The organism is Stenotrophomonas maltophilia, assembly GCF_003970865.1.
GTDB classification, from domain to species: Bacteria; Pseudomonadota; Gammaproteobacteria; order Xanthomonadales; family Xanthomonadaceae; genus Stenotrophomonas; species Stenotrophomonas maltophilia_AR.
Genome location: NZ_RXLZ01000005.1, coordinates 1 through 22,146, shown reverse-complemented (window position 1 = coordinate 22,146; position 22,146 = coordinate 1). Strand labels below are relative to the sequence as shown.

Sequence of the window (22,146 nt, the reverse complement as noted above, 5' to 3'; positions counted from 1 at the left end):
GCCGGCACTACCTGGTGCTGTAGCGGTAGACCAGATCATCGGCATCACTGCGCACCGCCCGCGTGTCGAGAACGCCGCCCAGGCGCCGCGCGACGGCCTGCGATGCCAGGTTGTCCGGTGCCATGTAACTGACCAGCGTCGGCAGCTTCGCCACCTCGAACGCCCAGTTGCGTAGTCCACCGGCCGCTTCAGTGGCAAAGCCCTGCCCTTCATGGCCGTCGTAGAGCAACCAGCCCAGCTCCTTTTCAGGAAACAACGGGCCATGATTGATCCCGACCTGGCCGATGCAGGCACCGGTATCACTGCGCTCGATCATCAACGCGCCATGCCCGAACAGATGCCAGCTGGCCAGGTCGTGGCAGAACTGGCCCCACGCCGCCACCTCACCGAACGGCCCGCCCATGCCCCGCGCACGCGGCGAGGCCAGGAACGCGGCATAGACGCCGAAGTCATCCAGCTGCTGTGGACGCAGCCGCAGGCGCACGGTGTGCAGGGTTGGAATCTCAAGCACGACGGCGCACAGGATCAGTACACGGCCAGGTGGCCGCAGCCACGGCGCTGGGGCTGCCCTTCCATCGTCACCTGCACGCTGGCCAGCGTGTCCACGCCTTCGGAATTGCGGCACGACTCGTGCTTGATCTCGACGATGGCCGGCTGCTTGCCCAGCTCGCCGTTGAGAACGATCAGCGAACCGGGTGCATCGGCCGGCTGGCCGAGGTAGCGCAGCACGCCCTTGTGGGTGCGTCCATCGGCACTGAGGCTGGCGTCGTGGTTGCCCTTGCCGGTGGAGGCGATCTCGATGCTCCAGCCAGTGCCACCGCCGGTGAAGGCCGGTACCGGGCTCAGGTCGGCAGCGATGGAAGGATGGCGAGGCGCGTCGGCGCTGGTCTGGGAAGCGGTCGAAGCACAGCCGGCCAACAACCCGGCCAGCAGTGCCGTGGCGACCACAGGGCGAAAGATCATGGAGGGCTCCTGCAGCGATCGGAGGCCCAGTCTAGGCAGGACCACGTGCGCCGGCGATGAATGCCACGATCAGCGGGTGCCTCGACCGCCACCCGCCACCCGTACCCGATCACGCCCCTGCGCCTTGGCCCGGTACATGGCCGCATCGGCGGCACGCAGCAGGCTGCGCCAGCCCAGTGCGTCGGTGCCGCCCTCGGCCACGCCGAAACTGGCGGTCACCCGCAGCACGGTGCCGCCGGCCAGCGCGATGTCCATCTGCTGCAGGGCCAATCGCAATGACTCGGCCAGCTGGCGGCCACCGGCCAGATCACCGTCGTCCAGCAGCACCAGGAACTCCTCGCCGCCATAGCGGGCGATGCTGTCGCTGCGGCGCAGGTGCTGCTGCAGCAACTGCGCCACCTGCACCAGCACTTCGTCGCCGGCTTCATGGCCATGGCCATCGTTGATCGCCTTGAAGCGATCCACGTCCAGCAGGATCACCACGGCGCTTGCATCGCCCCCGGCGTGTCTCTGCTGCACCACCTCATCCAGCGCGCGCCGGTTCAACAATCCGGTCAGCTCGTCGGTGCCAGCGAGCTGGCGCAGCTCGCTGGTCAGTGCCGAGCGCTCGCGCGATTTCTCACGGAGCACTTCGATGGCATCGAACAGGCGCTGCATCTCGGCCAGCGGATGGGTGACATGCTGCTCCGGGCCGGGTGCATCCGTGGCGAGCTGGATCACCTGCTTCTGCGCCTGCAGCAATGGCTGCAGGATCTGCAGGTGGGCAATGCGCAGGGCCACGCCCAGCACCACCAGCGTGCCCAGCGCGGTCGCCACCAGCACCGCCAGGCGCATGGCCTCGCGGTTGCGGGTGCGTTCGAAGCGGGCGATGGACACGCTCAGGTAGCCATCGCGCAACGCCTCAAGCGACTGCAGGGTGGGCACGTAGCGCATGGTGAATTCGGCAGCGGTCCACGGCGGTGGTACGCCACGGCGGCCATCCTCGATCAACTGCTCGATCATCGGCAGCGACTCGCCGAAGAACTGCCGTCGCGCCATGTCCCAGTGCCATGACAATTCCGGGTCACTGCGGAACACCGACTCGTGGCTGCCCGCCAACCGCCACAGCTCCAGCAGGCGGCCCTCGGTCTGCAGCGCAGCGCGTACCTGTTCCTCGCGCCATGCCCCCGGTACCGCCACCGGCGCCATCACGTTCGAGGCCAGGCGGCCACCATGCTCGCGAAGATCGATCAGCACCTGGCCCTGCATCGCCGGAATCGCCGCTTCACGGTCGGCGCTGACCAGCACGTTGATCTGTGCCGAGGTCAGCAGGTGCAGGCGATCAACCACGGCGAACATGCCACTGATCGCACGCTCCACCTCCTCCACCCGGCGTGCGTCATGGGGCAGCGCCACGACCCGGTCGACCGCAGCACGCGCCGACTGCAGGCGACGTTGCGCGTCGGCCAGCAGGCCATGCTCATCCAGCACGCCCGGGTCGTCCTTGAGTACCGTGTCCAGCTGCAGCATGGCGGTGTCGACCCGCCTGCGCGCGGCCCCCAGCTGCGCGGCCAGCCGCGCCTGTTCGGCGGCGTCGGCCGGGTCAGCCCCCAGCAGGCTGTTGGCCGGGCCGCGTTCGGCCGAAGCCAGGTTGGCAAGATCGAAGGTCTGCCGCAGCTGGCGCAGGCTGGCCAGGTTGTCTTCGGCACCGGTGTAGCGCAGCGTGCCCTGGGCCAGGGCGATGGCCATCAACGGCAACGTGCACACCACGAACAGCCCAGCCAGGATCCAGACCCAGGTCCGCAACCTGATGGGCGATGCCTTGCCGGCCATGCAGAATTCCCCTGAAGTGCGGCTCACTGTAGCGAGCGGCTCCGGCGGCGCCAAGCCAGCGCCGTACGATCCGCAGGGATGGATATAGCGCAGCGCGCGCGAACGCGCCGACAACGCCGGCGCCCCCCGTCCAGCCGGTCAGATGCGACAGGTCACGCCGGGTCAGATCCAGCGCTGGTCGACCAGTTCGCGCTTCACGTAGGCGTAGAACACCGGTGCCGCCACCAGGCCGGGCAGGCCGAACGCCGCTTCCATCACCAGCATCGCCAGCAGCAGCTCCCAGGCGCGCGCCTGGATTTCACCGCCGACGATGCGCGCATTGAGGAAGTACTCCAGTTTGTGGATCACGATCAGGTACAGCAGCGCGGCCACGGCCACGTAGAACGAGACCGACAGCGCGACGATGGTGATGATCGTGTTGGAGATGATGTTGCCCACCACTGGCAGCAGGCCGGCGATGAAGGTGATCAGTACCAGCGTCTTGGACAGTGGCAGGTGCACGCCGAACAACGGCAGCACGCCCAGCAGGAAGATGGCGGTGAACACGGTGTTGAGCAGGGAGATCTTCACCTGCGCGAACACCACCTGGCGGAACGCGGTGGCCAGGCGGCTGGTGCGCCCGATCAGCTCCTGCGCCAGCGGCCCCATCTTCGGCAGCGGAAGTTCGTCGTACAGCGCGATCATCGCGCCCAGCACCATGCCGATCAGCACGCGCACGCCCACCTGCACCACCGACGTGCCGGCCACGCCCAGCTGGCGCTGGTGCTCGGCGGCCCAGTCATTCAGCGCCGCGCGCAGCGCCGGCATGTCCTCGGGGATATACGGCTGCAGCAGCGCCGGTACCTGGTGGCGCGACGAATTGAGGATATCCATCAGCCGCGCCAGCAGCGCGTCCGGCCCGCCGGTCTCGTTGCGGAAGAACGACGCCACGCCGATCCCGGCCAGCACCAGCCCGCTGATGATGATCGCCGACAGCACGATCACCGCGATTGCCCGTGCCCGTCCCGGTGGCAGCCTGCCTTCCACGGTGGACGCCAGCACGTGGGTCAGCTGGAACACCAGCAGCCCCGACAGCAGGGTTACCACCAGGCCCAGCTTCAACGCCAGCCACATGCCCAGCAGCATCATCAGCCAGGCCGCGATCCTCGGAACGGGGGGCTTGGGCTGGGCAACGAGGGCGTCTTGCATGGGCGGCACGTCCGGGCGGGGTGGCCCATGGTAGAGGATTGGCAGCGACGATCCAGCGTTGCCCGCGTGCCCGTACAGGTTGCGTGCGGGACGGGGTGATGCGATCAGCCTTCGCGGCTTTCATCGATACCGGTTGGATGCTTCCGACCATCGGACATCGACGGATTCCCCGTGCCTCCGCGGCAATGCCGTGCGGCGTGCAGAGACATCCCAAAGGAATTCTGCGGCGCCCGTCTTTTTTCTTAAGGCCTGCCCGCGCTTCGGCCAGGCCGGCACACCCGCGGAAACCCAACAGCAGCAAGGGCTGCTGCTCGGCGACACCCTGCGCGGCATAGGAGGCGCAGAGCGCGACACTCTTTGCCTCAATGAAAAACACAACATATTGTGCTTGACCAAAGAAAAACCACTATATATTGTCCAGCACTCCAGCCAGAGCAGCGCACCCGGAAGGGCTTGCGGCGAGGCAGCAGCGTCCAGGAGAAGCAATGCAGAACAGGGATGAGATGAAGGTCATCAAGCGCGACGGCCGAAGCGAAGTACTGGATCTGGACAAGGTCCACAAGGTCATCCAGTGGGCAGCACGAGGGCTGGAAAACGTGTCGGTCTCGCAGGTCGAGCTGGCCTCCCGACTCCAGTTCTTCGACGGCATCCGCACCGATACGATCCATGAAACCCTGATCAAGGCTGCCGCCGACCTGATCAGCGAGCACACTCCGGACTACCAGTACCTTGCAGCACGCCTGTCCATCCTCCACCTGCGCAAGATCTGCTACGGCCGCTTCGAACCTCCGCGACTGGCCGACCACCTGCGCCGGCTCACCGGAATGGGGCTCTATGACCGTCACGTCCTCACCGACTACGATGAAAATGAGCTGGAGGTTCTGAATGCGCAACTCGATCACTCGCGCGATCTGCAATTGGCCTATGCAGCGGTCAAGCAGATGGAAGGCAAGTATCTGGTCCAGAACCGCGTCGATCGGCGTGTCTACGAAACACCACAGTTTCTCTACATGCTGGTCTCGATGTGCCTGTTCTCGCGCTACCCGCGTGCGCAGCGGCTGGACTATGTGAAAGCGTTCTACGACGCTACCTCACTATTCAAGATCTCCCTGCCGACACCAATCATGTCCGGCGTGCGTACACCGCTGCGCCAGTTCAGCTCCTGCGTCCTGATCGAGTGCGACGACAGCCTCGACAGCATCAACGCGACGACCAGTGCGATCGTCCGCTATGTCTCGCAACGGGCAGGCATTGGCATCAACGCAGGCCGCATCCGGGCACTGGGCAGCGCAATCCGCAGAGGTGCTGCCCAGCACACGGGCTGCATACCGTTCTTCAAGATGTTCCAAGCCGCAGTGAAATCCTGCTCGCAGGGAGGTGTCCGCGGTGGCGCCGCCACCCTGTTCTACCCGCTGTGGCACCTGGAGGCAGAATCGTTGCTGGTGCTCAAGAACAACCGTGGCGTCGAAGAGAACCGCATCCGCCATCTCGACTACGGCATCCAGATCAACAGGCTGATGTACCAGCGTCTGATCGAAGGCCGCGACATTACATTGTTCTCGCCGCACGATGTTCCAGAATTGTATGACGCCTTCTTCACCGACCAGGTGGCCTTCGAGGCGCTCTATCTCCGCCATGAGGCCGATCCGGCAATCCGCAAGCGAGCGCTTCCGGCCGTGGAGCTGTTCTCACTGCTGATGCAGGAGCGCGCAAGTACAGGACGCATCTACATCCAGAATGTAGACCACTGCAACCAGCACGGTGCGTTCGACCCCTCGCGCGCGCCGATCCGGCAGTCCAATCTGTGCATGGAAATCACCCTGCCCACCTCGCCGATGAACGACATCAACGGCAAGGAGGGCGAGATTGCCCTGTGCACGCTGTCGGCCTTCAACCTCGGCGCCATCGACGACCTTGCCGAGCTCGCATCGCTGTCACGGCTGGTGGTGCGCGCACTCGATGCACTACTGGATTACCAGCAGTATCCGGTGCAGGTGGCGCGCGATGCCACACTGGCCCGTCGCTCCCTGGGCGTAGGCGTAATCAACTATGCGTACTACCTTGCCCGCAATGGTGTGCGCTATTCCGATGGTTCCGCACTGGCACTGACCCATCAGACCTTCGAAGCAATTCAGTTCCATCTTCTGCAGGCCTCCATGGAACTGGCGCGCGAACAGGGCGCCTGCGATGCTTTTGCCGATACCCGCTATGCAACAGGCGAGCTGCCGATCGACACCTACAAGCGCGATGTCGACGCAGTCTGTGCCGAGCCCCTGCATCTGGACTGGGAAGGGCTGCGTACCGACATCGCCCGCCATGGCCTGCGCAACTCGACGTTGACCGCCTTGATGCCATCTGAGACTTCCAGCCAGATCGCCAACGCAACCAATGGCATCGAACCGCCCCGCGGCCTCGTATCGGTCAAGCAATCGAAGGATGGCGTGCTCAAGCAGGTGGTGCCGGAACTGCAGGCGCTACGGAGCCAGTACGAGCTGTTGTGGCAGATGCCGGGCAATGAAGGCTACCTGCAACTGGTTGGCGTCATGCAGAAGTTCGTCGACCAGGCGATCTCTTCCAACACCAACTACGACCCGGGTCGCTTCGCCGGTGGCAAGGTTCCGATGAAGCAACTTCTGAAGGATCTCCTGATTGCATACCGTCTCGGCATCAAGACCCTGTACTACCACAACACCCGCGATGGCGCCGACGATGCATCGACCGCCGTCACCGAGGACGCTTGCGCCAGTGGCGCCTGCGCGATCTGAGGCCCCTATGTCCCCCTACAGCATCTTTCCCACCACCCGCAACGATGCACTGCATGAGCCGATGTTCTTCGGTCAGCCGGTGAACGTGGCACGCTTTGACCAGCAGAAGCACCCGATCTTCGAGCACCTTATCGAAAAGCAGCTGTCCTTCTTCTGGCGTCCCGAAGAAGTCGATGTGTCCCAGGATCGCATCGACTTCCAGCGCTTGCCGGCACATGAGCAGCACATCTTCATCAGCAACCTGAAGTACCAGACCCTGCTCGACTCCATCCAGGGGCGCAGCCCCAATGTGGCCCTTCTGCCGCTGGTCTCGTTGCCCGAGCTGGAGACGTGGATCGAGACCTGGGCATTCTCGGAGACCATTCATTCGCGCTCATATACGCACATTCTGCGGAATGTCGTTCCCGATCCTTCGCCGATCTTCGATGACATCGTCGACAACGTCGAGATCCGCATGAGAGCCAGCGACATCGCGCGCTACTACGACGACCTGATCCAGTCTTCCCTGTTGTACTCAAAGCTGGGCCCCGGCCTGCACGTCATTGATGGTGAAAGCGTGCAGATCGATCTGCACGACCTGAAGAAGAAGCTCTACCTGTGCCTGATGAGCGTCAACATCCTGGAGGCGATCCGGTTCTATGTCAGTTTCGCCTGTGCATTCGCCTTCGCCGAACGTCGGCTGATGGAAGGAAACGCCAAGATCATCCGCCTTATCGCGCGTGACGAGGCCCTGCACCTGACCGGTACCCAGCACATGCTAAACCTGATGCGGACCGGGCAAGATGATTCCGACTTCGCCGCAATCGCCGCCGAATGCGAGCCGGAGTGCCGGACAATGTTCCACCGAGCGGCCCAGCAGGAGAAGGCCTGGGCCGAGTATCTGTTCAAGGATGGTTCGATGATCGGCCTCAATCAGGAGATTCTCGGCCAGTACGTGGAATACATCACCGATGTGCGAATGAAAGCGATCGGGCTGGCGCCTTCCTTCGGCACGATACGCAGCAATCCATTGCCGTGGATCAACACCTGGCTGGCCTCCGACACAGTGCAGGTAGCCCCGCAGGAGGTCCAGCTCAGCTCCTATCTGGTTGGCCAGATTGATGCGGAAGTGGCCAAGGAGGACTTCGCGGGGATCGAATTGTGATCTTCGTGGCTACCCGCGACACGGTGTTCTGCCTTGAACAAGGCGAAACCCTGCTCGAAGGTCTGGAACGCACCGGGCACCACGTCGAGTACCAATGCCGCAGTGGTTTCTGCGGTGCATGCAGGCTGCAGGTGGTCGCCGGCGTCGTCACCTACACCAGGCCACCGCTGGCGATGCTTGGCCCTTCCGAACTTCTCCCATGCTGCTGCAGCGTTGGAGAATCGATCATTGTCGACTGCAGTCGCTGCCCCGACCGCGGTGGCACCTTGTTCCCGCAACGCTGAGCCGTTCATGGATCTCATTCACCCACAACTTGCGGCATTCGCCACGGTCCTCGAAGAAGGCAGCTTCGAGGCCGCCGGCCGCCGGCTTTCGCTCACCGCCTCCGCGCTTTCGCAGCGGGTGAAGGCACTGGAAGATCGGCTGGGGCAGGTGTTACTTGTCCGCCAGACCCCCTGCCTGCCGACACCTGCGGGTGAAAAGCTACTGTTGCGCCTGCAACCGATGAAAGTACTGCAGGCGGAAGCTCTGGCTGATCTGAATGCCGAGCGCACCTCGTCCCTCCTGCCACTGGCGGTCACCGTCGCAGTGGACCGGGACTCACTGCAGAGCTGGGTGATGAATGCACTGGCGACACTCCATCAACAGCACGGGTATATATTCGACATCCGCGTCGGAGACGCCGACGGCACGCTGGCGATGCTGCGCGAAGGCACGGTCCTGGGTGCGGTCACTTCACAGGCCCGGCCATTGAAAGGCTGCAATGTGCTTTCACTGGGAACCCTGCGCTATCGCCCCATCGCCTCGCCAACGTTCGCGCAGCGCTACTTCCCCGAAGGGATCGATGCGCGAGGCCTTGCGCGTGCGCCCATGCTGATCTTCAACCGACGCGATGAACTGCCCTGGATGTTTCTCAGGCAGATCACCCGGGCCAGGATCAGCCCACCAGCCCATCATCTTCCCGCCTGCACCGACATCCTCGATGCGGTGCGGTCGGGCCTGGGTTGGAGCATCGCGCCGGTCGCACAGGTCGACGCGGCACTGGCTGACCGGTCCCTCGTGGCGCTCGATCCGGTCCGCACATTGGCCGTTCCGCTGTACTGGCAGCACTCCGCCGTCCGTTCGTCCACGCTACAGATCATCAGCCGCACTTTCGCCGAGGCCGCCCACCGTGCCAACGGCGCTGGCAGTCCCGAGCCTGCATGAGCGGCGCCGGCGCGATCACACCCGGTCCAGCGCCAGGTACCGTGTCGTGCGCACGATCGTCTCGCGTTCGCCGAAGCTGGCCAGCTCGCCGGCAATACGTCCGCTGTCCCCGCTCGCGGCGATCTCCTGCAGCGTGCGCTGCATGGCCCGGATCGCGGCCCGTTGCAGGTCCGAAGGGATGATCACCAACCGGTAATCGAGTTCGGCCAGCCGTTCCACTGGCACCAGCGGCGTCTTGCCACTATGGAACATGTTGATCAGCTTCGGCCCGGGCACCCGTTGCGAGATCGCCTCGATCTGTTCCAGGGTTTCCGGTGCCTCGACGAAGATCATGTCCGCGCCCGCCTCCACATAGGCCTGCGCCCGTCCGATGGCCGCGTCCAGGCCCTCGCAGGCGATGGCATCGGTGCGCGCAATGATCATCAGCTCCGGATCGTGCCGCGCCTGGCAGGCGACCCGGATCTTCGTGCACATCTCGGCTGCGTCGACCAGCGCCTTGTCATCCAGGTGCCCGCAGCGTTTGGGGAACGTCTGGTCCTCGATATGCAGCGCGGCGACGCCTGCTCGCTCGAATGCACGTACCGTACGCTCCACGTTGGCGGTGCCGCCGAAGCCGGTGTCGGCGTCGGCGATCACCGGCAGGTCGCAGGCATCGACGATCTTCTCGATCTGCGCCAGTACTTCGGTGAATCCGAGCAGCCCGATGTCGGGCACGCCGGCCGAACGCGCGATAGCGCCGCCACTGGCATACACCGCCTCGAACCCGGCCAGCTCCACCAGGCGGGCCGACAGGCCGTCGAAGACCCCCGGTGCGATCACGCTGCGGCCGTGCCCGAGCAGGTTACGCAGCTGGCGTGTTTTCTTCATGTGGTCTCCCTTGCAGATGGACATTTGGCGTGGGATACCGATGATGTTGTCGCCACCGGCGACCGTCCAATACCGTGTTCGTACAGCATCAGAACGTCCGAGGTTCCAATGGAACTGCGCCACCTGCGCTACTTCGTCATGACCGCCCAGCTGCAGAGCTTCACCAAAGCCGCCGAGGCCCTGCACATCGCCCAGCCGCCGCTGGGGCAGCAGATCCGTGCACTGGAGGAAGAGATCGGAACGCCGTTGTTCCATCGCCAGGGACGCGGCATCGTGCTCAGCGATGCCGGGCGGGTGTTCTGGAAAGCGGCGGAAGACATCCTCGCGCGCGTTGACCAGGCCAAGGAAGAGGCATTGCGCGCCGCACGCGGCGAGGTCGGCACGTTGACGTTGGGGTTGACCGAATCAGCGACCTACAACGAAGCGGTCACCGCGCTGATGCGCAGCTTCCAGCGGACGCATCCGGCAGTACAGGTGCAGCTGGTCGAAGATGGCAGTGAATCCCTGGTCCGGCGCCTGGATGACGGCGAGCTCGATGCAGTGATCGTGCGCCCGCCGTTTTCCGATGCCGGTGAACGGGTGACACAGCAACTCAGTGCCGAGCCGCTGGTGGCAGTGCTGCCAGCCGATCACCCGTTGGCATGCCGGGCGAGCATCGCGCTGGTCGAGCTGCGCGATGAGCGTTTCATCCTGTTCTCGCGGAAATCGGGCCAGGGCCTGAGTGCAGACGTGGTCGCCGCCTGCCGCAGCCAGAGGTTCACTCCGGCCATCCAGCAGGAAGCGCCGCAGGTGGCTTCAGCCATCAACCTTGCCGCCGCCGGCCTGGGTATCGCCATCGTGCCGGCGTCGATGCAGAGCATGCACCGGAGCGGCCTGGCCTTTGTTGCGCTGGAACTGGGCATGCCGACCACCACGCTGCAGTTGGCGGTGCGCTGCGAGCCTCCGGCAACGGCCGCCCAGCTGCTGGCCTGCGCCAGAGACGTGGCAGCACCTCATTCGCCATAGCTGGCGTTGTTCTTGCCCTGGCGCTTGGCGTGGTAGAGCGCGCGGTCGGCCAATGCCAGCCAGTCCTCGACACTGCCACCGCGCGGCGTCGCCGCGATGCCGATGCTGACGCTGAACTCGATGCCCGGCGTTGCCTGCCGTGCTGCTTCCAGAAGGTGCAGGCGAACCCGCTCTGCCACATGCATCGCATCGATGGGCGCACAGTCGTGCAGCAGCACGACGAACTCGTCACCTCCCAGCCGCGCAGGGGTATCGCCGGGCCGGGCGAAGGCGCGCAAGGTGGAGGCGATATGGCGCAGCACTTCGTCTCCGGCGCGATGACCATGCGAGTCATTGATGCGCTTGAAGTCATCCACATCAAGCATCAGCAGGCAGGCGAAACCACCCTGCCTCTGCGCCTTGTCCAGTGCCTGCTGCGCGCGGACGATCAGGAAGCCGCGGTTGGCCAGCTCCACCAGCGGGTCCATCCGGCTCAGCCGCTTCAACTGGCGGTTCTGCGATTTCACCCGCCGCGCCAGCTGCCAGCTGAGGATGCTGAGGCCGATGCCGTAGACGAACAGGAACGGCACGCTGAGCACGATCGTGCGCTGCGATGACACCGGCTGATAGGGAAACCCGAGCACCCACCAGGTGAGCGCGAACCCCACCACCAGTGCCAGTGTGGCCCGTACCGCCAGCTTCACCCCGCCGGCGGCGATCTTGTCGGCGACCAGCAGCGCAGCGAACAACGCACTGGGCACCACGCTGAGCCCCATGAAGGCGATCCAGGCGCCGCCAAAGAAGGAATCAACCACCATGCAGCGGAACTGGACCACCGCGGGCTGCCGTGAGCGATGGGTCAGCACCAGCGCGAGCGCCGGCCAGGCCAGCGCATTGAGCAGCAGCAGGACCCACGCCAGCGCACCGTCCTGGCGTTCGAGCATGATCGAAGCAATGGGGATCGCCCCCAACCCGTTGCCCACGAAACGCATCCAGCCGATGCGCCGTGCCGCGCCGATGCCTTCGACCGAGACCTCGGTCGAGTCCGTCAAGAACGGCATTGCCGACCCCCTTGAGCGATCGCAGCTGCCACCAAGGCCCTTGCCGGGCTGCCTGCCGTGAGTCTGACAGCTCTGCGTCAATTCGGGATCAAGGACTCACGGCGGCCCCCCTGCCTCACGCGCGCCTGGGTGGCGCCGTTGAACCCCGCAGCATCAGGCTGAAATCCAGCGTCTGCTGCAGCGGCACGTCCACGTGTTCGATGATGGCAAGCAGCAGGTTGACCGCGCGCTCACCAATCTCCCGCATCGGCTGCCTGATCGTCGTCAGCGGCGGGGTGAGGTAGCGCGAGGAGGCCAGGTCGTCAAAGCCGACAATGGACAGGTCCTCCGGCACGCGGATGCCCAGCTCCCGGCAGGCCGCCAGGGTGCCCAGCGCCATCTGGTCGCTGAAGCAGAAGATCGCCGTTGGTGCGGATGTGCCGTCCAGCAGCGCCATGGCAGCCGCATGGCCGGATTCCACCGAAAAATCCCCCGGCACGATGTTCAGCTGGCGCAGGCGTCCACGCACCTTGCCGGCCGCCCGCACCCCTTCCAGCCGTTGCTGGTGTAGTGGATTGTCCGGCGGTCCGCCGACCACGGCAATCCGCTCGTGTCCCAGCCCATACAGATGTTCCATGACCGCCCTCGCGGCCGCGGCGTTATCGATATGGACGCTGGGAATGCCCAGTGCGGGATCGAACTCGCAGCCGTTGACCACCGGCGCGGCGGCACCGCGCTGCTGGACGATCTCGCGCGCCGTGGGTGGCAGGCGATGCCCCAGCACGATCATGCCGTCGGCCTCGTTGCGCCGGAGCATCTGCGCATAACGCTCCTCGCGATCCGGTTGATGCTGGGTATCGCCCAGCAGCACTGCGTAGCCAACGGCCTGCGCGGCGTCCTCCGCCCCCTGCAGGATCTGCGCGAAGAACGGATTGGCGATGTCCGGGACGGTGACCAGGATCTTGCCGCTGCGCTGGGTCTTGAGCGTGCGGGCCACCGTGTTGGGTACATAGCCCAGCGCGGCGGCAGCCTGCTCGATGCGCGCGCGGGTGGCTGGCAGGACTTTGTCCGGCCGCGAAAGCGCCCGCGACACCGTGCCTGCGGAGACGCCGACGTGCTTTGCGATGTCGTAGATGGTGGCCATGGCGTTAGTTCTCCTGTCCGCTGTGCACTGCACAACAGGTCCTGCGTGAGCCCCTGCTAGGATAATGCAATCGATTGCATCGAGGGCGAATCACGTTGAAGACGCTCAAGGGTCCAGCGCTGTTCCTGGCGCAGTTCATCGGCGACGCAGCTCCTTTTGATCGGCTGGACACGCTGGCCGGGTGGGCCGCGGGTCTGGGCTATTCTGGCGTACAAGTCCCCACCACGGCGCCCCACCTGTTCGATCTGGCCGAGGCCGCGCGCAGCCAGGCGTACTGCGACGACATTGCCGGCGTGCTGGCCGGGCACGGCGTGCAGATCACCGAGCTGTCCACCCATCTGCAGGGGCAGCTGGTCGCGGTCCATCCGGCCTACGACAGCCTGTTCGACGGGTTCGCACCCGCGGACAAGCGCGGCGATCCCGCCGCCCGCCAGGCCTGGGCAGTGGAGCAGCTGGTGTTGGCTGCCAAAGCCAGCCAGCGCCTGGGGCTGACCGCGCATGCCACGTTCTCCGGCGCATTGGCCTGGCCCTACTTCTATCCGTGGCCGCAACGCCCACCGGGACTGGTGGAGGAGGCCTTCGCCGAACTCGGCCGCCGCTGGCGCCCCATCCTCGATGCGTTCGACGCCTGCGGCGTGGACCTGTGCTTCGAGATCCACCCGGGTGAGGACCTGCACGATGGCGCGACCTTCGAGCGCTTCCTCGATGTGGTCGATCACCACCCGCGCGCCAAGATCCTGTACGACCCCAGCCATCTGCTGCTGCAGCAGATGGACTACCTGGGTTTCATCGACCGCTACCACGCGCGCATCGGCGCCTTCCATGTGAAGGATGCGGAGTACCGCGCCAGTGCCAGCAGCGGCGTTTACGGCGGCTACCAGAACTGGATCGATCGCCCGGGGCGGTTCCGTTCACCCGGTGACGGCCAGATCGACTTCAAGGCGATCTTCTCGAAGTTCGCCCAGTACGACTTCCCGGGATGGGCGGTACTGGAATGGGAATGCTGCCTGAAGCACCCGGAAGACGGCGCACGCGAGGGTGCCGCCTTCATCCGCGACCACATCATCCGCGTGACCGAACGCGCCTTCGACGACTTTGCCGACAGTGGCACCGACGCCGCATCACTGCACCGCATGCTGGGAATCTGAGCCATTACCGCCCCGGGAGGGCAAGCCATGTCGTACGCCATGTCGCGCTTGGGCGCGATGATGTTTCTGCAGTTCTTCATCTGGGGGGCGTGGTTCGTCACCCTGGGCACCTATCTGGTGCAGGGCCCGCTGCAGGCCAGCGCGAGCCAGGTGGCCACCGCCTTTCTCAGCCAGTCGATCGGCGCGATCGTGGCGCCGTTCCTGGTCGGGCTGATCGCCGATCGCTACTTCGCGGCGCAGCGCATCCTTGCGGTACTGCATCTGGCCGGTGCCGTGCTGATGTGGCTGGCGTCCACGGCCACCAGCTTCAGCATGTTCTCCGCCTGCGTCATGGGCTACATGCTGCTGTTCATGCCGACGCTGGCGCTGGCCAACAGCGTGGCGATGCGCCACATGCAGTCGCCCGAGAAACAGTTCCCGCTGGTGAGGGTGGCGGGCAGCATCGGCTGGATCATCGCCGGCGTGCTGATCGGCTGGCTGGGCTGGGAACAGGCACACCGGCTGGAACTGACGTTCCGGATGGCGGCGCTGGCGTCTCTGGTGCTGGGCCTGTACGCGTTCACTCTGCCGCACACGCCGCCACTGGCGCAGCAGCGCGACGCCGGGCTCGGCCAGATCCTGGGGCTGGATTCACTGCGGCTGCTGAAGTCGCGCGCCTATCTGGTGTTCTTCCTGGCTTCCATCGCCATCTGCATCCCGCTGTCGTTCTACTACAACTTCACCAATCCGTATCTCAACGATCTGGGTGTGCGCGGTGCAGCAGGCCTGCAGTCCCTGGGCCAGGTCTCCGAAGTGCTGCTGATGCTGGCCATGCCGTTCCTGTTCGTGCGGCTGGGAGTGAAGACCATGCTGGCGGTCGGCATGGCCGCCTGGGTGGTGCGCTACGCCATGTTCGCCTTCGGCGATGCGGGCAGCGGTTTCTCCCTGCTGGTGATCGGCATCGTGCTGCATGGCATCTGCTACGACTTCTTCTTCGTCACCGGCCAGATCTACACCGATGCGCATGCCGGCCCCGCCGCGCGCAGCAGCGCGCAGGGGTTCATCACCCTGGCTACCTACGGCGTGGGCATGCTGATCGGCACCTTCCTGTCCGGTGCGGTGGTGGAGCACTTCACCACCGAGGCCGGCCCCGACTGGCAGCAGATCTGGCTGTTCCCGGCCGGCGTTGCACTGGTGGTGCTGATCGCCTTCCTGCTGCTGTTCCGCGACCGGCCGGCGGCCACGGCCGCGGCCTCCACACCCTGAGGATCCCAGTCGATGACCACGCTTGGAATCGCCATCGTCGGCGCCGGCATGATCGGTGCAGTGCATCGTCGTGCGGCACTGCTGGCGGGTGCCGAGGTACGCGGCGTAGCCGCCTCGTCAGCGCAGCGCGCGCATGAGGCCGCGCAGTCCTGGAATGTCCCGCGTGCCTATCGGGATATCGAGGAGGTGATCGCCGATCCTCAGGTACAGGTTGTGCACGTGTGCACGCCCAACCATCTGCACCGCGCCATGGCACAGGCCGCGCTGGAAGCCGGCAAGCACGTGATCTGCGAGAAGCCGCTGGCGACGACGCTGGACGATGCGCAGGCGCTGGCGACGCTGGCCGCATCGACCGGATTGGTTGCCACGGTGCCCTTCGTCTACCGCTACCACCCTGTGGTCCGCGAGGCGCGTGCACGCATCGCCCAGGGCGATCTGGGGCCGTTGCACCTGATCCACGGCAGCTACCTGCAGGACTGGCTGCTGGACCCGGCCAGCAACAACTGGCGCGTGGACCCCGCGCTGGGAGGCACGTCGCGCGTGTTCGCCGACATCGGTTCGCACTGGTGCGACCTGGTCGAATGGATCAGCGGCGAACGCTTCGCCGAGGTCAGCGCGGCGTTCGCCACGGTAATCGCCGAACGTGGCGCCGTCAGCGGGCAGAGCTTCAGCACGCCAACGGCCGCCGGCGCGATGCAGGCGGTCACCAGCGAAGACGTCGCCGCGGCGATGTTCAGGACCGGCGCCGGCACGCTGGCGTCATTGACGGTCAGCCAAGTCTCGGCCGGACGCCACAACCGCCTCTGGTTCGAGATCGATGGCGCCAACGCCAGCGTGGCTTTCAACCAGGAGGATGCCGAACGACTCTGGATCGGCCTGCCCGACCAGCGCGAGGAGATCTTCGTGCGCGGCCCCGGTGCCGGCAGCGCCGAACAACGCCGCCTTTCCGTGCTGCCGGCCGGGCATGCACAGGGCTACGCCCAGTGTTTCGAGGCGTTTGTCGCCGACACCTATCGCGCCATTGAAGGCGAGCGGCCGCAGGGCCTGCCGACCTTCGAAGACGGCCTGCGCTCGGCGCAGATCGTCGATCGTGTCATTGCATCGGCCAGGTCACGTGCCTGGACCACCATCGGTTGAATTCCGGGAGGATCTGTTGATGAAAGCTCTTTTCCGTAGAAGTGCAAGTCTCATCCTGCTGCTTGCTGCCCTGCCCACCTTCGCGAGCGAAGCCGCCACCACGCAGAAGCCGATCGCGGTGCAGATGTACACCCTGCGCAATGCAGGCTCGCTCGATCAGCAGTTGAAGATCGTCCACGACGCGGGCGTCCGTGCGGTGGAAACGGTCGGTACGCAGAACACCAGCGCCACCGAACTCAAGCAGCTGCTGGACCGGTATTCGATCAAGGCGGTTTCGTCGCACGTGCCACTGGCCGAGCTGCGGGGCAACCTGGATGGTGTGGTGACGTTCAACCGGTCGATCGACAACAGCACGCTGGTGGTGCCTTACCTGGACCAGAAGGACCGCCCAACCGATGCCGCGGGTTGGACCGCATTGGGCAAGGAGCTGGGCCGCATCGCCAAGCAGGTGCGCGGCAAGGGCATGCGCCTGGCCTATCACAACCACGATTTCGAGCTGGCCGACTTCGACGGTCAGACCGGGCTGGAGCTGCTGTTCGCAGCGGCGGGGCCCGACCTGCAGACCGAGCTGGACCTGGCCTGGGTTGCACGCGCGGGCCTGGACCCGGCGGTGATGCTGGGAAAATTCCGTGGCCGCGTGTTTGCGGTGCACGCCAAGGACAATGCGCCGAAGGGCCAGGCCCAGGACGAAGACGGATTCGCCGCCGTGGGCCAGGGCGTACTGGACTGGAACGCGATCCTGCCCGCCGCTGCGGCGGCCAAGGTGCAGTGGTACATCGTCGAGCACGACCAGCCACGCGACCCGGCCAGGGTCATCCAGACCGGCGCGGACTACCTGCGTGAACACCTGGCCGTCAGCCAGCCTGCTCGCGCACAGCGCTGATGCGAAGGAGCCTCGCTTGGACACTCGCTTGAAACTGAGCTTCACCCTGGCCGCGGTTCTGTGCGGCACGACGCTGGCGAACACGGCCTGGTGCAAGGACGACCCTGCGGCCGGCGCGAAGCTCTACACCGCGAACTGCACGGCCTGCCACGGCGCGGATCGCGCAGGCATGCCGGGCGCGTTTCCTGCGCTCACCGACATCAGCAAGCGGCTGCAGCCCGCGCAGATCAAGGACAAGATCAGGAAGGGCGGCGGTTTGATGCCGCCCTTCCCGCAGCTGTCGCAACAGGAAATCGATGACATCGCCAGCTATCTGGCGAAGTAAGCGGCCGGCGACCACGCCGGCCGTGGGCCGCTACAGCTCGCGCACCCAGATGTTGCGGTAGCTGACCTTGGAGTCATGCTCCTGCAGATAGAGCGGCGCGCACGCATGCGGCGCGTACGAAGGCGCACCGATGTACTCGGTCCTGCCTGCCAGCACGGTGTCGTCCTGTACCAGCACGCCGTTATGCAGCACGGTGATGCGCGCGGGCGACGTCAGGCCGCCGCCCTGCGAGAAGCGCGGGGCCTTCCAGATGATGTCGTAGACCTGCCACTGGCCCGGTGCGCGCGAGGCGTTCACCCGTGGCATGGCCTGCTTGTAGATCGAACCCGCCTGGCCATTGGCATAGGTCGGGTTGTTGTAACTGTCGAGCACCTGCAGCTCGTACAGTTCCTGCAGGAAGATGCCGCTGTTGCCCCGGTTCTGGCCGTCGAAGCCCTTCGTTTCGGTGGGGGTACGCCATTCGACATGCAGCTGGACATCGCAGAAGCGTTGCCGGGTGCGGATGCCCTTGCTGCCAGGAACGACGGTCATCGCGCCATCGGCCACCTTCCAGGGCACGCGCCCGCCCTGCTCCGATTCCCACGCGGAGACATCCTTGCCATCGAACAGCACGATGGCGTCGGACGGCGCCTTGCCCACGGGCGTTGCCACGACCGCAGGCACCGGCGTCCACACCTCGGTCTTCCTCGGATCGCGCGCGGCGTCGGCACCGTTCTGCGCGAGCGCAGGTACTGCGGCCAGCAGGCCGGTGGCAATCAACAGAGAGCGGATCATCAGGGTGTCGTCCATCAGCTGGTCCCCCACGCCGGCGTACCGAGGACATAGGCCAAGTCGCCGTCGTAGCGCCCCGGCACCGCAACGTACTGCAGCACCCCTGTTGCGCCGACCTTGGAGGTGAAGAAGCCGAAGATGGCCAACTGCTTGATCATCGTGAAGTAATGCGGCATCGCCTCGCCCTCTTCCGGTGTGCCGGTCTCGGTCACGTCGGCATGGCGTGCCTTGGCTTCGGCGTCCAGCGTTCGCAGCAACCCGGTGCGGGCTTCGGGTGTGAGCGATACAAACCGGCCACCGGCACGTTTGTCGATGTCGGCCAGGCCGGCGTGGAACGTCGCCTGCTGCCGGGCGGTGTAGCAGTCGCTGACGAACGTCGCCATGAACAGGCCGGCGCCAGCATCCTTCGCGCCAGGTGTCCGGGTCCGCGGCAGGATGGTCTCGGCGATCTCGTCCAGCGTGCCGACATCGGCATCGGAGAAATGGATCTTCGTGGCGCCCGCCGGTGCCTGCCCCTGCACAAGCGCAGGCAACCCGACCATGGCCGCGCCGGTGGCGGCGACGATCATCTTCAACAGTTCGCGGCGATCCATCAGAGGTTCCCCGCTTTCAGTTCGCGCACGGCGTGGTCGGCCGCGCGCGCGGTCAGCGCCATGTAGGTCAACGAAGGATTCACGCAGGCGCTGGAGGTCATGCAGGCCCCGTCGGTCACATAGACGTTGGGTGCATCCCAGACCTGGTTGTGCTGGTTCAGCACCGAACTCTTCCGATCACGTCCCATGCGCGCGGTCCCCATTTCGTGGATGCCCTTGCCCGGGGCGTAATCGTTGTCATGCATCTTCACGTCCTTGACGCCGGCCGCCTCCAGCATCTCGGCGGCATCGGCGGCCATGTCCTTGCGCATCGCCAGTTCGTTGGCGCGCATGGCAACGTCCATCGCCAGCACCGGCAGCCCCCACTTGTCCTTGCGCTCTCGGTCCAGGCGGATCGTATTGTCGTGGTGCGGCAGCATTTCACCGAACCCGGTCATGCCGATGCGCCAGTCGCCCGGCACGGTCAGCGCCTCCTTCAGGTCGGCACCGATGTTGAGCTCGGCGATCTCTCGCGACCAGCCGGTGCGGCTGGCACCGCCCTGGTAGCCGAAGCCGCGCAGGTAGCCACGCTTGTCGGCCGCGACGTTGCGGAACCGCGGAATGTAGAAGCCGCAGGGACGGCGGCCGAAGTAGTACTTGTCTTCGTAGCCCTCGACCCGGCCCGAGGCTCCCGCACCGAAATGATGGTCCATCACGTTGTGCCCCAACTCGCCCGACGAAGAGCCCAGCCCGCCGTCCCAGACGTCGGTAGCCGAATTCATCAGCAGCCACGTCGAGTTGAACGACGACGCATTGAGGAAGATGACCTTGGCGGTGTACTGGTAGGTCTGCCCGGTCTCAGCGTCGATCACCTCCACCCCACGCGCACGCTTGCGATCCTTGTCATAGAGCACTTCCTTGACGATCGAGAACGGCCGCAAGGTCAGGTTGCCGGTCTTCATCGCCGCTGGCAGTGTCGCCGCCTGGGTCGAGAAGTAGGCACCGAAGGGACAGCCCAGGATGCACTTGTTGCGGTACTGGCAATTGACGCGCCCCTGCTCGGGCATCGGCTTGGTGATGTTGGCGGTGCGCGAGTGGATCATATGGCGCGTTCCACCGAAGGCCTTCTTGATCCGCGCGGCCACATCCTTCTCGACGATGTTCAAGGGAATCGGCGGCAGGAACTCGCCGTCCGGCAGCACGTCCAGTCCTTCGCGCGTGCCGGCGATGCCGGCGAACTTTTCCACGTAGTCGTACCACGGCGCGATGTCGGCGTAGCGGATCGGCCAGTCGGCAGCGATACCGTCCTTGAGGTTCGCCTCGAAATCCAGATCGGAGAAACGATAACTCTGCCGCCCCCACAGCAGCGAGCGGCCGCCGACGTGGTAGCCACGGAACCAGTCGAAACGTTTGGTCTCGATGTAGGGCGAGTCCTGTTCGTTGGCCCACATCCCTTCCAGGTTCTCAGCCAGCCCGTAGTCGCGCATCAGCACCGGGAAGTCGGCCTTCATCGCCTGCGTTGGCCGGTTGCGGTGCGGGAAGTCCCACGCCTCCTTCATCGCGTTGACGTAGTCCTTGACGTGCTCGATGTTGCGGCCACGTTCCAGCATCAGGACCTTCAGGCCCTTCTCGGTCAGCTCCTTCGCCGCCCAACCGCCACTGATTCCCGAGCCAACAACAATGGCGTCGTAGTGATTATCTGCCATGGGTTTCTCACCTGGGTGGATATCGTTTCAGACGTCGCAGAGGCGGATCGCCTCGCGCAATGAGGCAACGGGATCGGGCGCTGCAGGCGTGAACTCCTGCGCCAGATACCCCTTGAAACCGGTGTCGCGGATTGCGCGACAGATGGCCGGATAGTGGAGCTCCTGCTGGTCTCCAATCTCGTTCCGGCCAGGCACGCCTGCGGTGTGGTAATGCTTGAAGCAGGCGTGGTGTTTTCCAATGGTGGCGATGATGTCGCCTTCCATGATCTGCATGTGGTAGATGTCGTAGAGCAGGCCGAAGTTGTCCGAGCCGAGCCGCTGGCACAACTCCACGCCCCAGGCCGAGTGGTCGCACAGGTAGTCTCGATGGTCGACCCTGGAGTTCAGCAGCTCCATCACCAGCACCACGCCGCGCTTCTCGGCATGCCCGAGGATGCGCTTGAGGCCAGCCTCGGCATTGGCCATGCCGTCATGCGGATCCATGCCGTTGCGGTTGCCGGAGAAGCAGATGAGATTGCGGTAACCGGCATCGGCGACCAGATCGATGTGCCGCGTGTAGCGCTCCACCAGCTGGTCGTGGAACTCACGGCCGGCAAAGCCCTTGGTCAGGCCCAGCTCCGCGCCGTTGCACATCGAGCTGTAGACGCCATTCGCCTTCAGCGTGGGCCAGTCTTCCGGACCGACCAGGTCGATTGCGGCGAAGCCGATGTCCTTCACCGTCGCGCAAAGCTGGGCGACGGACAGCTGCGGGAAGGTCCAGCGGGCGACGGAATGCTTCAGGTTGCCCTTGAGCGGCGCCGTGGCGGCGAATGCGGGCAGCGCTCCCGCGGCCGTCACAGCCCCCAGGCCAATGCTGCCGGCAACTGCGATGCGCAGCGCATCGCGCCGCGTGAGCCCCCTCGAAGGAGCCGGTCTGATCGAATGGATGGACATCCACCTTCCGGCCTCCCAACCGGTATCAAACGCAACGATTCACAGCAATGCAATCGATTGCACCATAGGGGAGGAAATTGTCTGTTTGCAAGTCGCGGTGCACGAAAACTGATGCTGCGAAGCACAACTCCGAAGAAATCGCGGACAAAGAAAAGCCCCGCATGAGCGGGGCTTTCTTTTCTGCTGTGACCCGTCCTGAATTGGGTTGACACCTTTTCCCTCTGGAAAAGGAATGTTCAATGAAATCAACAATCAGGCGCAGCCAACGGGATTACTCGCTGGCCTTCAAGTTGTCAGTGGTCGACCAGGTCGA

Annotated in this window: 21 protein-coding genes; 10 read left to right on the top strand and 11 right to left on the bottom strand. The window is 65.1% G+C overall.

What is annotated here, in order from left to right; translation table 11 throughout:
* Positions 1-7 precede the first annotated feature (7 nt).
* The 4 genes from EKL94_RS02645 to EKL94_RS02630 all read right to left on the bottom strand — a co-directional run bounded on the left by EKL94_RS02645 (position 8) and on the right by EKL94_RS02630 (position 3,963).
* A complete protein-coding gene (locus EKL94_RS02645; protein ID WP_126927869.1) occupies positions 8-511 on the bottom strand; it encodes a GNAT family N-acetyltransferase in 504 nt (167 codons plus the stop codon).
* A 14-nt stretch (positions 512-525) separates the two neighbouring features.
* Positions 526-963: a hypothetical protein gene (locus tag EKL94_RS02640; protein ID WP_099553029.1), complete on the bottom strand. Its 438-nt coding sequence runs from the start codon at positions 961-963 to the stop codon at positions 526-528.
* A 69-nt stretch (positions 964-1,032) separates the two neighbouring features.
* Complete coding sequence (locus EKL94_RS02635; RefSeq protein WP_126927868.1) at positions 1,033-2,775, bottom strand: GGDEF domain-containing protein; 1,743 nt, start codon at positions 2,773-2,775, stop codon at positions 1,033-1,035.
* A gap of 162 nt (positions 2,776-2,937) precedes the next feature.
* Entirely contained in the window at positions 2,938-3,963 is a 1,026-nt protein-coding gene (locus tag EKL94_RS02630; RefSeq protein ID WP_019337057.1) for an AI-2E family transporter, read from the bottom strand.
* 485 nt (positions 3,964-4,448) lie between these two features.
* Between EKL94_RS02630 and nrdA the strand changes: the two genes are divergently transcribed.
* Genes nrdA through EKL94_RS02610 form a run of 4 tightly spaced genes read left to right on the top strand, consistent with a single transcriptional unit; the run spans position 4,449 to position 9,078 of the window.
* Positions 4,449-6,728, top strand: coding sequence for a class 1a ribonucleoside-diphosphate reductase subunit alpha (nrdA, locus tag EKL94_RS02625; protein ID WP_126927867.1), 2,280 nt, complete (start codon positions 4,449-4,451; stop codon positions 6,726-6,728).
* A 7-nt stretch (positions 6,729-6,735) separates the two neighbouring features.
* The gene (nrdB, locus tag EKL94_RS02620) at positions 6,736-7,872 is read left to right on the top strand and encodes a class Ia ribonucleoside-diphosphate reductase subunit beta (RefSeq protein ID WP_126927866.1); all 1,137 of its coding nucleotides are present in this window, start codon (positions 6,736-6,738) and stop codon (positions 7,870-7,872) included.
* Between the two features lie 5 nt (positions 7,873-7,877).
* Positions 7,878-8,156 carry a class I ribonucleotide reductase maintenance protein YfaE gene (yfaE, locus tag EKL94_RS02615; protein WP_221767974.1) on the top strand — a complete coding sequence of 93 codons (279 nt, stop codon included), beginning with the start codon at positions 7,878-7,880 and terminating at the stop codon, positions 8,154-8,156.
* 7 nt (positions 8,157-8,163) lie between these two features.
* Positions 8,164-9,078, top strand: coding sequence for a LysR family transcriptional regulator ArgP (locus EKL94_RS02610; protein WP_126927864.1), 915 nt, complete (start codon positions 8,164-8,166; stop codon positions 9,076-9,078).
* A gap of 15 nt (positions 9,079-9,093) precedes the next feature.
* Here the strand turns inward: EKL94_RS02610 and EKL94_RS02605 are convergent, their stop codons facing one another.
* On the bottom strand, positions 9,094-10,068 hold the full coding sequence (locus EKL94_RS02605; RefSeq protein WP_260473364.1) for an isocitrate lyase/PEP mutase family protein: 975 nt from the start codon (positions 10,066-10,068) through the stop codon (positions 9,094-9,096).
* On the opposite strand from EKL94_RS02605, the gene EKL94_RS02600 reads away from it, so the two are divergent.
* Positions 10,054-10,950, top strand: a complete 897-nt coding sequence (locus tag EKL94_RS02600) for a LysR family transcriptional regulator (RefSeq protein ID WP_126927863.1) — start codon at positions 10,054-10,056, stop codon at positions 10,948-10,950. The genes EKL94_RS02605 and EKL94_RS02600 overlap by 15 nt on opposite strands.
* On the opposite strand, the gene EKL94_RS02595 is transcribed toward EKL94_RS02600, so the two are convergent.
* Positions 10,938-11,990: a sensor domain-containing diguanylate cyclase gene (locus EKL94_RS02595; RefSeq protein WP_126927862.1), complete on the bottom strand. Its 1,053-nt coding sequence runs from the start codon at positions 11,988-11,990 to the stop codon at positions 10,938-10,940. The genes EKL94_RS02600 and EKL94_RS02595 overlap by 13 nt on opposite strands.
* Positions 11,991-12,105: 115 nt before the next feature.
* Positions 12,106-13,113, bottom strand: a complete 1,008-nt coding sequence (locus tag EKL94_RS02590) for a LacI family DNA-binding transcriptional regulator (RefSeq protein WP_126927861.1) — start codon at positions 13,111-13,113, stop codon at positions 12,106-12,108.
* Between the two features lie 95 nt (positions 13,114-13,208).
* On the opposite strand from EKL94_RS02590, the gene EKL94_RS02585 reads away from it, so the two are divergent.
* The 5 genes from EKL94_RS02585 to EKL94_RS02565 are packed head-to-tail and all read left to right on the top strand — an operon-like array spanning position 13,209 to position 17,851.
* Positions 13,209-14,261: a sugar phosphate isomerase/epimerase family protein gene (locus tag EKL94_RS02585; protein WP_126927860.1), complete on the top strand. Its 1,053-nt coding sequence runs from the start codon at positions 13,209-13,211 to the stop codon at positions 14,259-14,261.
* Positions 14,262-14,288: 27 nt separating this feature from the next.
* On the top strand, positions 14,289-15,506 hold the full coding sequence (locus EKL94_RS02580; protein ID WP_126927859.1) for a nucleoside permease: 1,218 nt from the start codon (positions 14,289-14,291) through the stop codon (positions 15,504-15,506).
* Between the two features lie 12 nt (positions 15,507-15,518).
* Positions 15,519-16,643, top strand: a complete 1,125-nt coding sequence (locus EKL94_RS02575; protein WP_126927858.1) for a Gfo/Idh/MocA family protein — start codon at positions 15,519-15,521, stop codon at positions 16,641-16,643.
* 19 nt (positions 16,644-16,662) lie between these two features.
* A complete protein-coding gene (locus EKL94_RS02570; RefSeq protein WP_126927857.1) occupies positions 16,663-17,526 on the top strand; it encodes a sugar phosphate isomerase/epimerase family protein in 864 nt (287 codons plus the stop codon).
* Positions 17,527-17,572: 46 nt separating this feature from the next.
* Positions 17,573-17,851, top strand: coding sequence for a c-type cytochrome (locus tag EKL94_RS02565; RefSeq protein WP_126927932.1), 279 nt, complete (start codon positions 17,573-17,575; stop codon positions 17,849-17,851).
* 30 nt (positions 17,852-17,881) lie between these two features.
* Here the strand turns inward: EKL94_RS02565 and EKL94_RS02560 are convergent, their stop codons facing one another.
* Genes EKL94_RS02560 through EKL94_RS02545 form a run of 4 tightly spaced genes read right to left on the bottom strand, consistent with a single transcriptional unit; the run spans position 17,882 to position 21,833 of the window.
* Positions 17,882-18,640 (bottom strand): 3-keto-disaccharide hydrolase, encoded by a 759-nt coding sequence (locus tag EKL94_RS02560; protein WP_126927856.1) that lies wholly within the window; start codon positions 18,638-18,640, stop codon positions 17,882-17,884.
* On the bottom strand, positions 18,640-19,215 hold the full coding sequence (locus EKL94_RS02555; RefSeq protein WP_126927855.1) for a gluconate 2-dehydrogenase subunit 3 family protein: 576 nt from the start codon (positions 19,213-19,215) through the stop codon (positions 18,640-18,642). Before EKL94_RS02555 ends, EKL94_RS02560 begins: the two co-directional genes overlap by 1 nt.
* On the bottom strand, positions 19,215-20,900 hold the full coding sequence (locus EKL94_RS02550) for a GMC oxidoreductase (protein ID WP_126927854.1): 1,686 nt from the start codon (positions 20,898-20,900) through the stop codon (positions 19,215-19,217). Before EKL94_RS02550 ends, EKL94_RS02555 begins: the two co-directional genes overlap by 1 nt.
* A gap of 27 nt (positions 20,901-20,927) precedes the next feature.
* Positions 20,928-21,833, bottom strand: coding sequence for a hydroxypyruvate isomerase family protein (locus tag EKL94_RS02545; protein ID WP_126927853.1), 906 nt, complete (start codon positions 21,831-21,833; stop codon positions 20,928-20,930).
* Positions 21,834-22,146 lie beyond the last annotated feature (313 nt).

Excerpts from the sequence above, each read along its gene's own strand:
- EKL94_RS02590 (WP_126927861.1), bottom strand. The coding sequence starts at position 13,113 with ATGGCCACCATCTACGACATCGCAAAGCACGTCGGCGTCTCCGCAGGC.
- EKL94_RS02555 (WP_126927855.1), bottom strand. The coding sequence starts at position 19,215 with ATGGATCGCCGCGAACTGTTGAAGATGATCGTCGCCGCCACCGGCGCG.
- EKL94_RS02545 (WP_126927853.1), bottom strand. The coding sequence starts at position 21,833 with ATGTCCATCCATTCGATCAGACCGGCTCCTTCGAGGGGGCTCACGCGG.
- EKL94_RS02575 (WP_126927858.1), top strand. The coding sequence starts at position 15,519 with ATGACCACGCTTGGAATCGCCATCGTCGGCGCCGGCATGATCGGTGCA.
- EKL94_RS02635 (WP_126927868.1), bottom strand. The coding sequence starts at position 2,775 with ATGGCCGGCAAGGCATCGCCCATCAGGTTGCGGACCTGGGTCTGGATC.
- EKL94_RS02580 (WP_126927859.1), top strand. The coding sequence starts at position 14,289 with ATGTCGTACGCCATGTCGCGCTTGGGCGCGATGATGTTTCTGCAGTTC.
- EKL94_RS02610 (WP_126927864.1), top strand. The coding sequence starts at position 8,164 with ATGGATCTCATTCACCCACAACTTGCGGCATTCGCCACGGTCCTCGAA.
- EKL94_RS02570 (WP_126927857.1), top strand. The coding sequence starts at position 16,663 with ATGAAAGCTCTTTTCCGTAGAAGTGCAAGTCTCATCCTGCTGCTTGCT.
- EKL94_RS02550 (WP_126927854.1), bottom strand. The coding sequence starts at position 20,900 with ATGGCAGATAATCACTACGACGCCATTGTTGTTGGCTCGGGAATCAGT.
- EKL94_RS02560 (WP_126927856.1), bottom strand. The coding sequence starts at position 18,640 with ATGGACGACACCCTGATGATCCGCTCTCTGTTGATTGCCACCGGCCTG.
- nrdA (WP_126927867.1), top strand. The coding sequence starts at position 4,449 with ATGCAGAACAGGGATGAGATGAAGGTCATCAAGCGCGACGGCCGAAGC.
- EKL94_RS02640 (WP_099553029.1), bottom strand. The coding sequence starts at position 963 with ATGATCTTTCGCCCTGTGGTCGCCACGGCACTGCTGGCCGGGTTGTTG.
- EKL94_RS02630 (WP_019337057.1), bottom strand. The coding sequence starts at position 3,963 with ATGCAAGACGCCCTCGTTGCCCAGCCCAAGCCCCCCGTTCCGAGGATC.
- nrdB (WP_126927866.1), top strand. The coding sequence starts at position 6,736 with ATGTCCCCCTACAGCATCTTTCCCACCACCCGCAACGATGCACTGCAT.
- EKL94_RS02600 (WP_126927863.1), top strand. The coding sequence starts at position 10,054 with ATGGAACTGCGCCACCTGCGCTACTTCGTCATGACCGCCCAGCTGCAG.
- EKL94_RS02595 (WP_126927862.1), bottom strand. The coding sequence starts at position 11,990 with ATGCCGTTCTTGACGGACTCGACCGAGGTCTCGGTCGAAGGCATCGGC.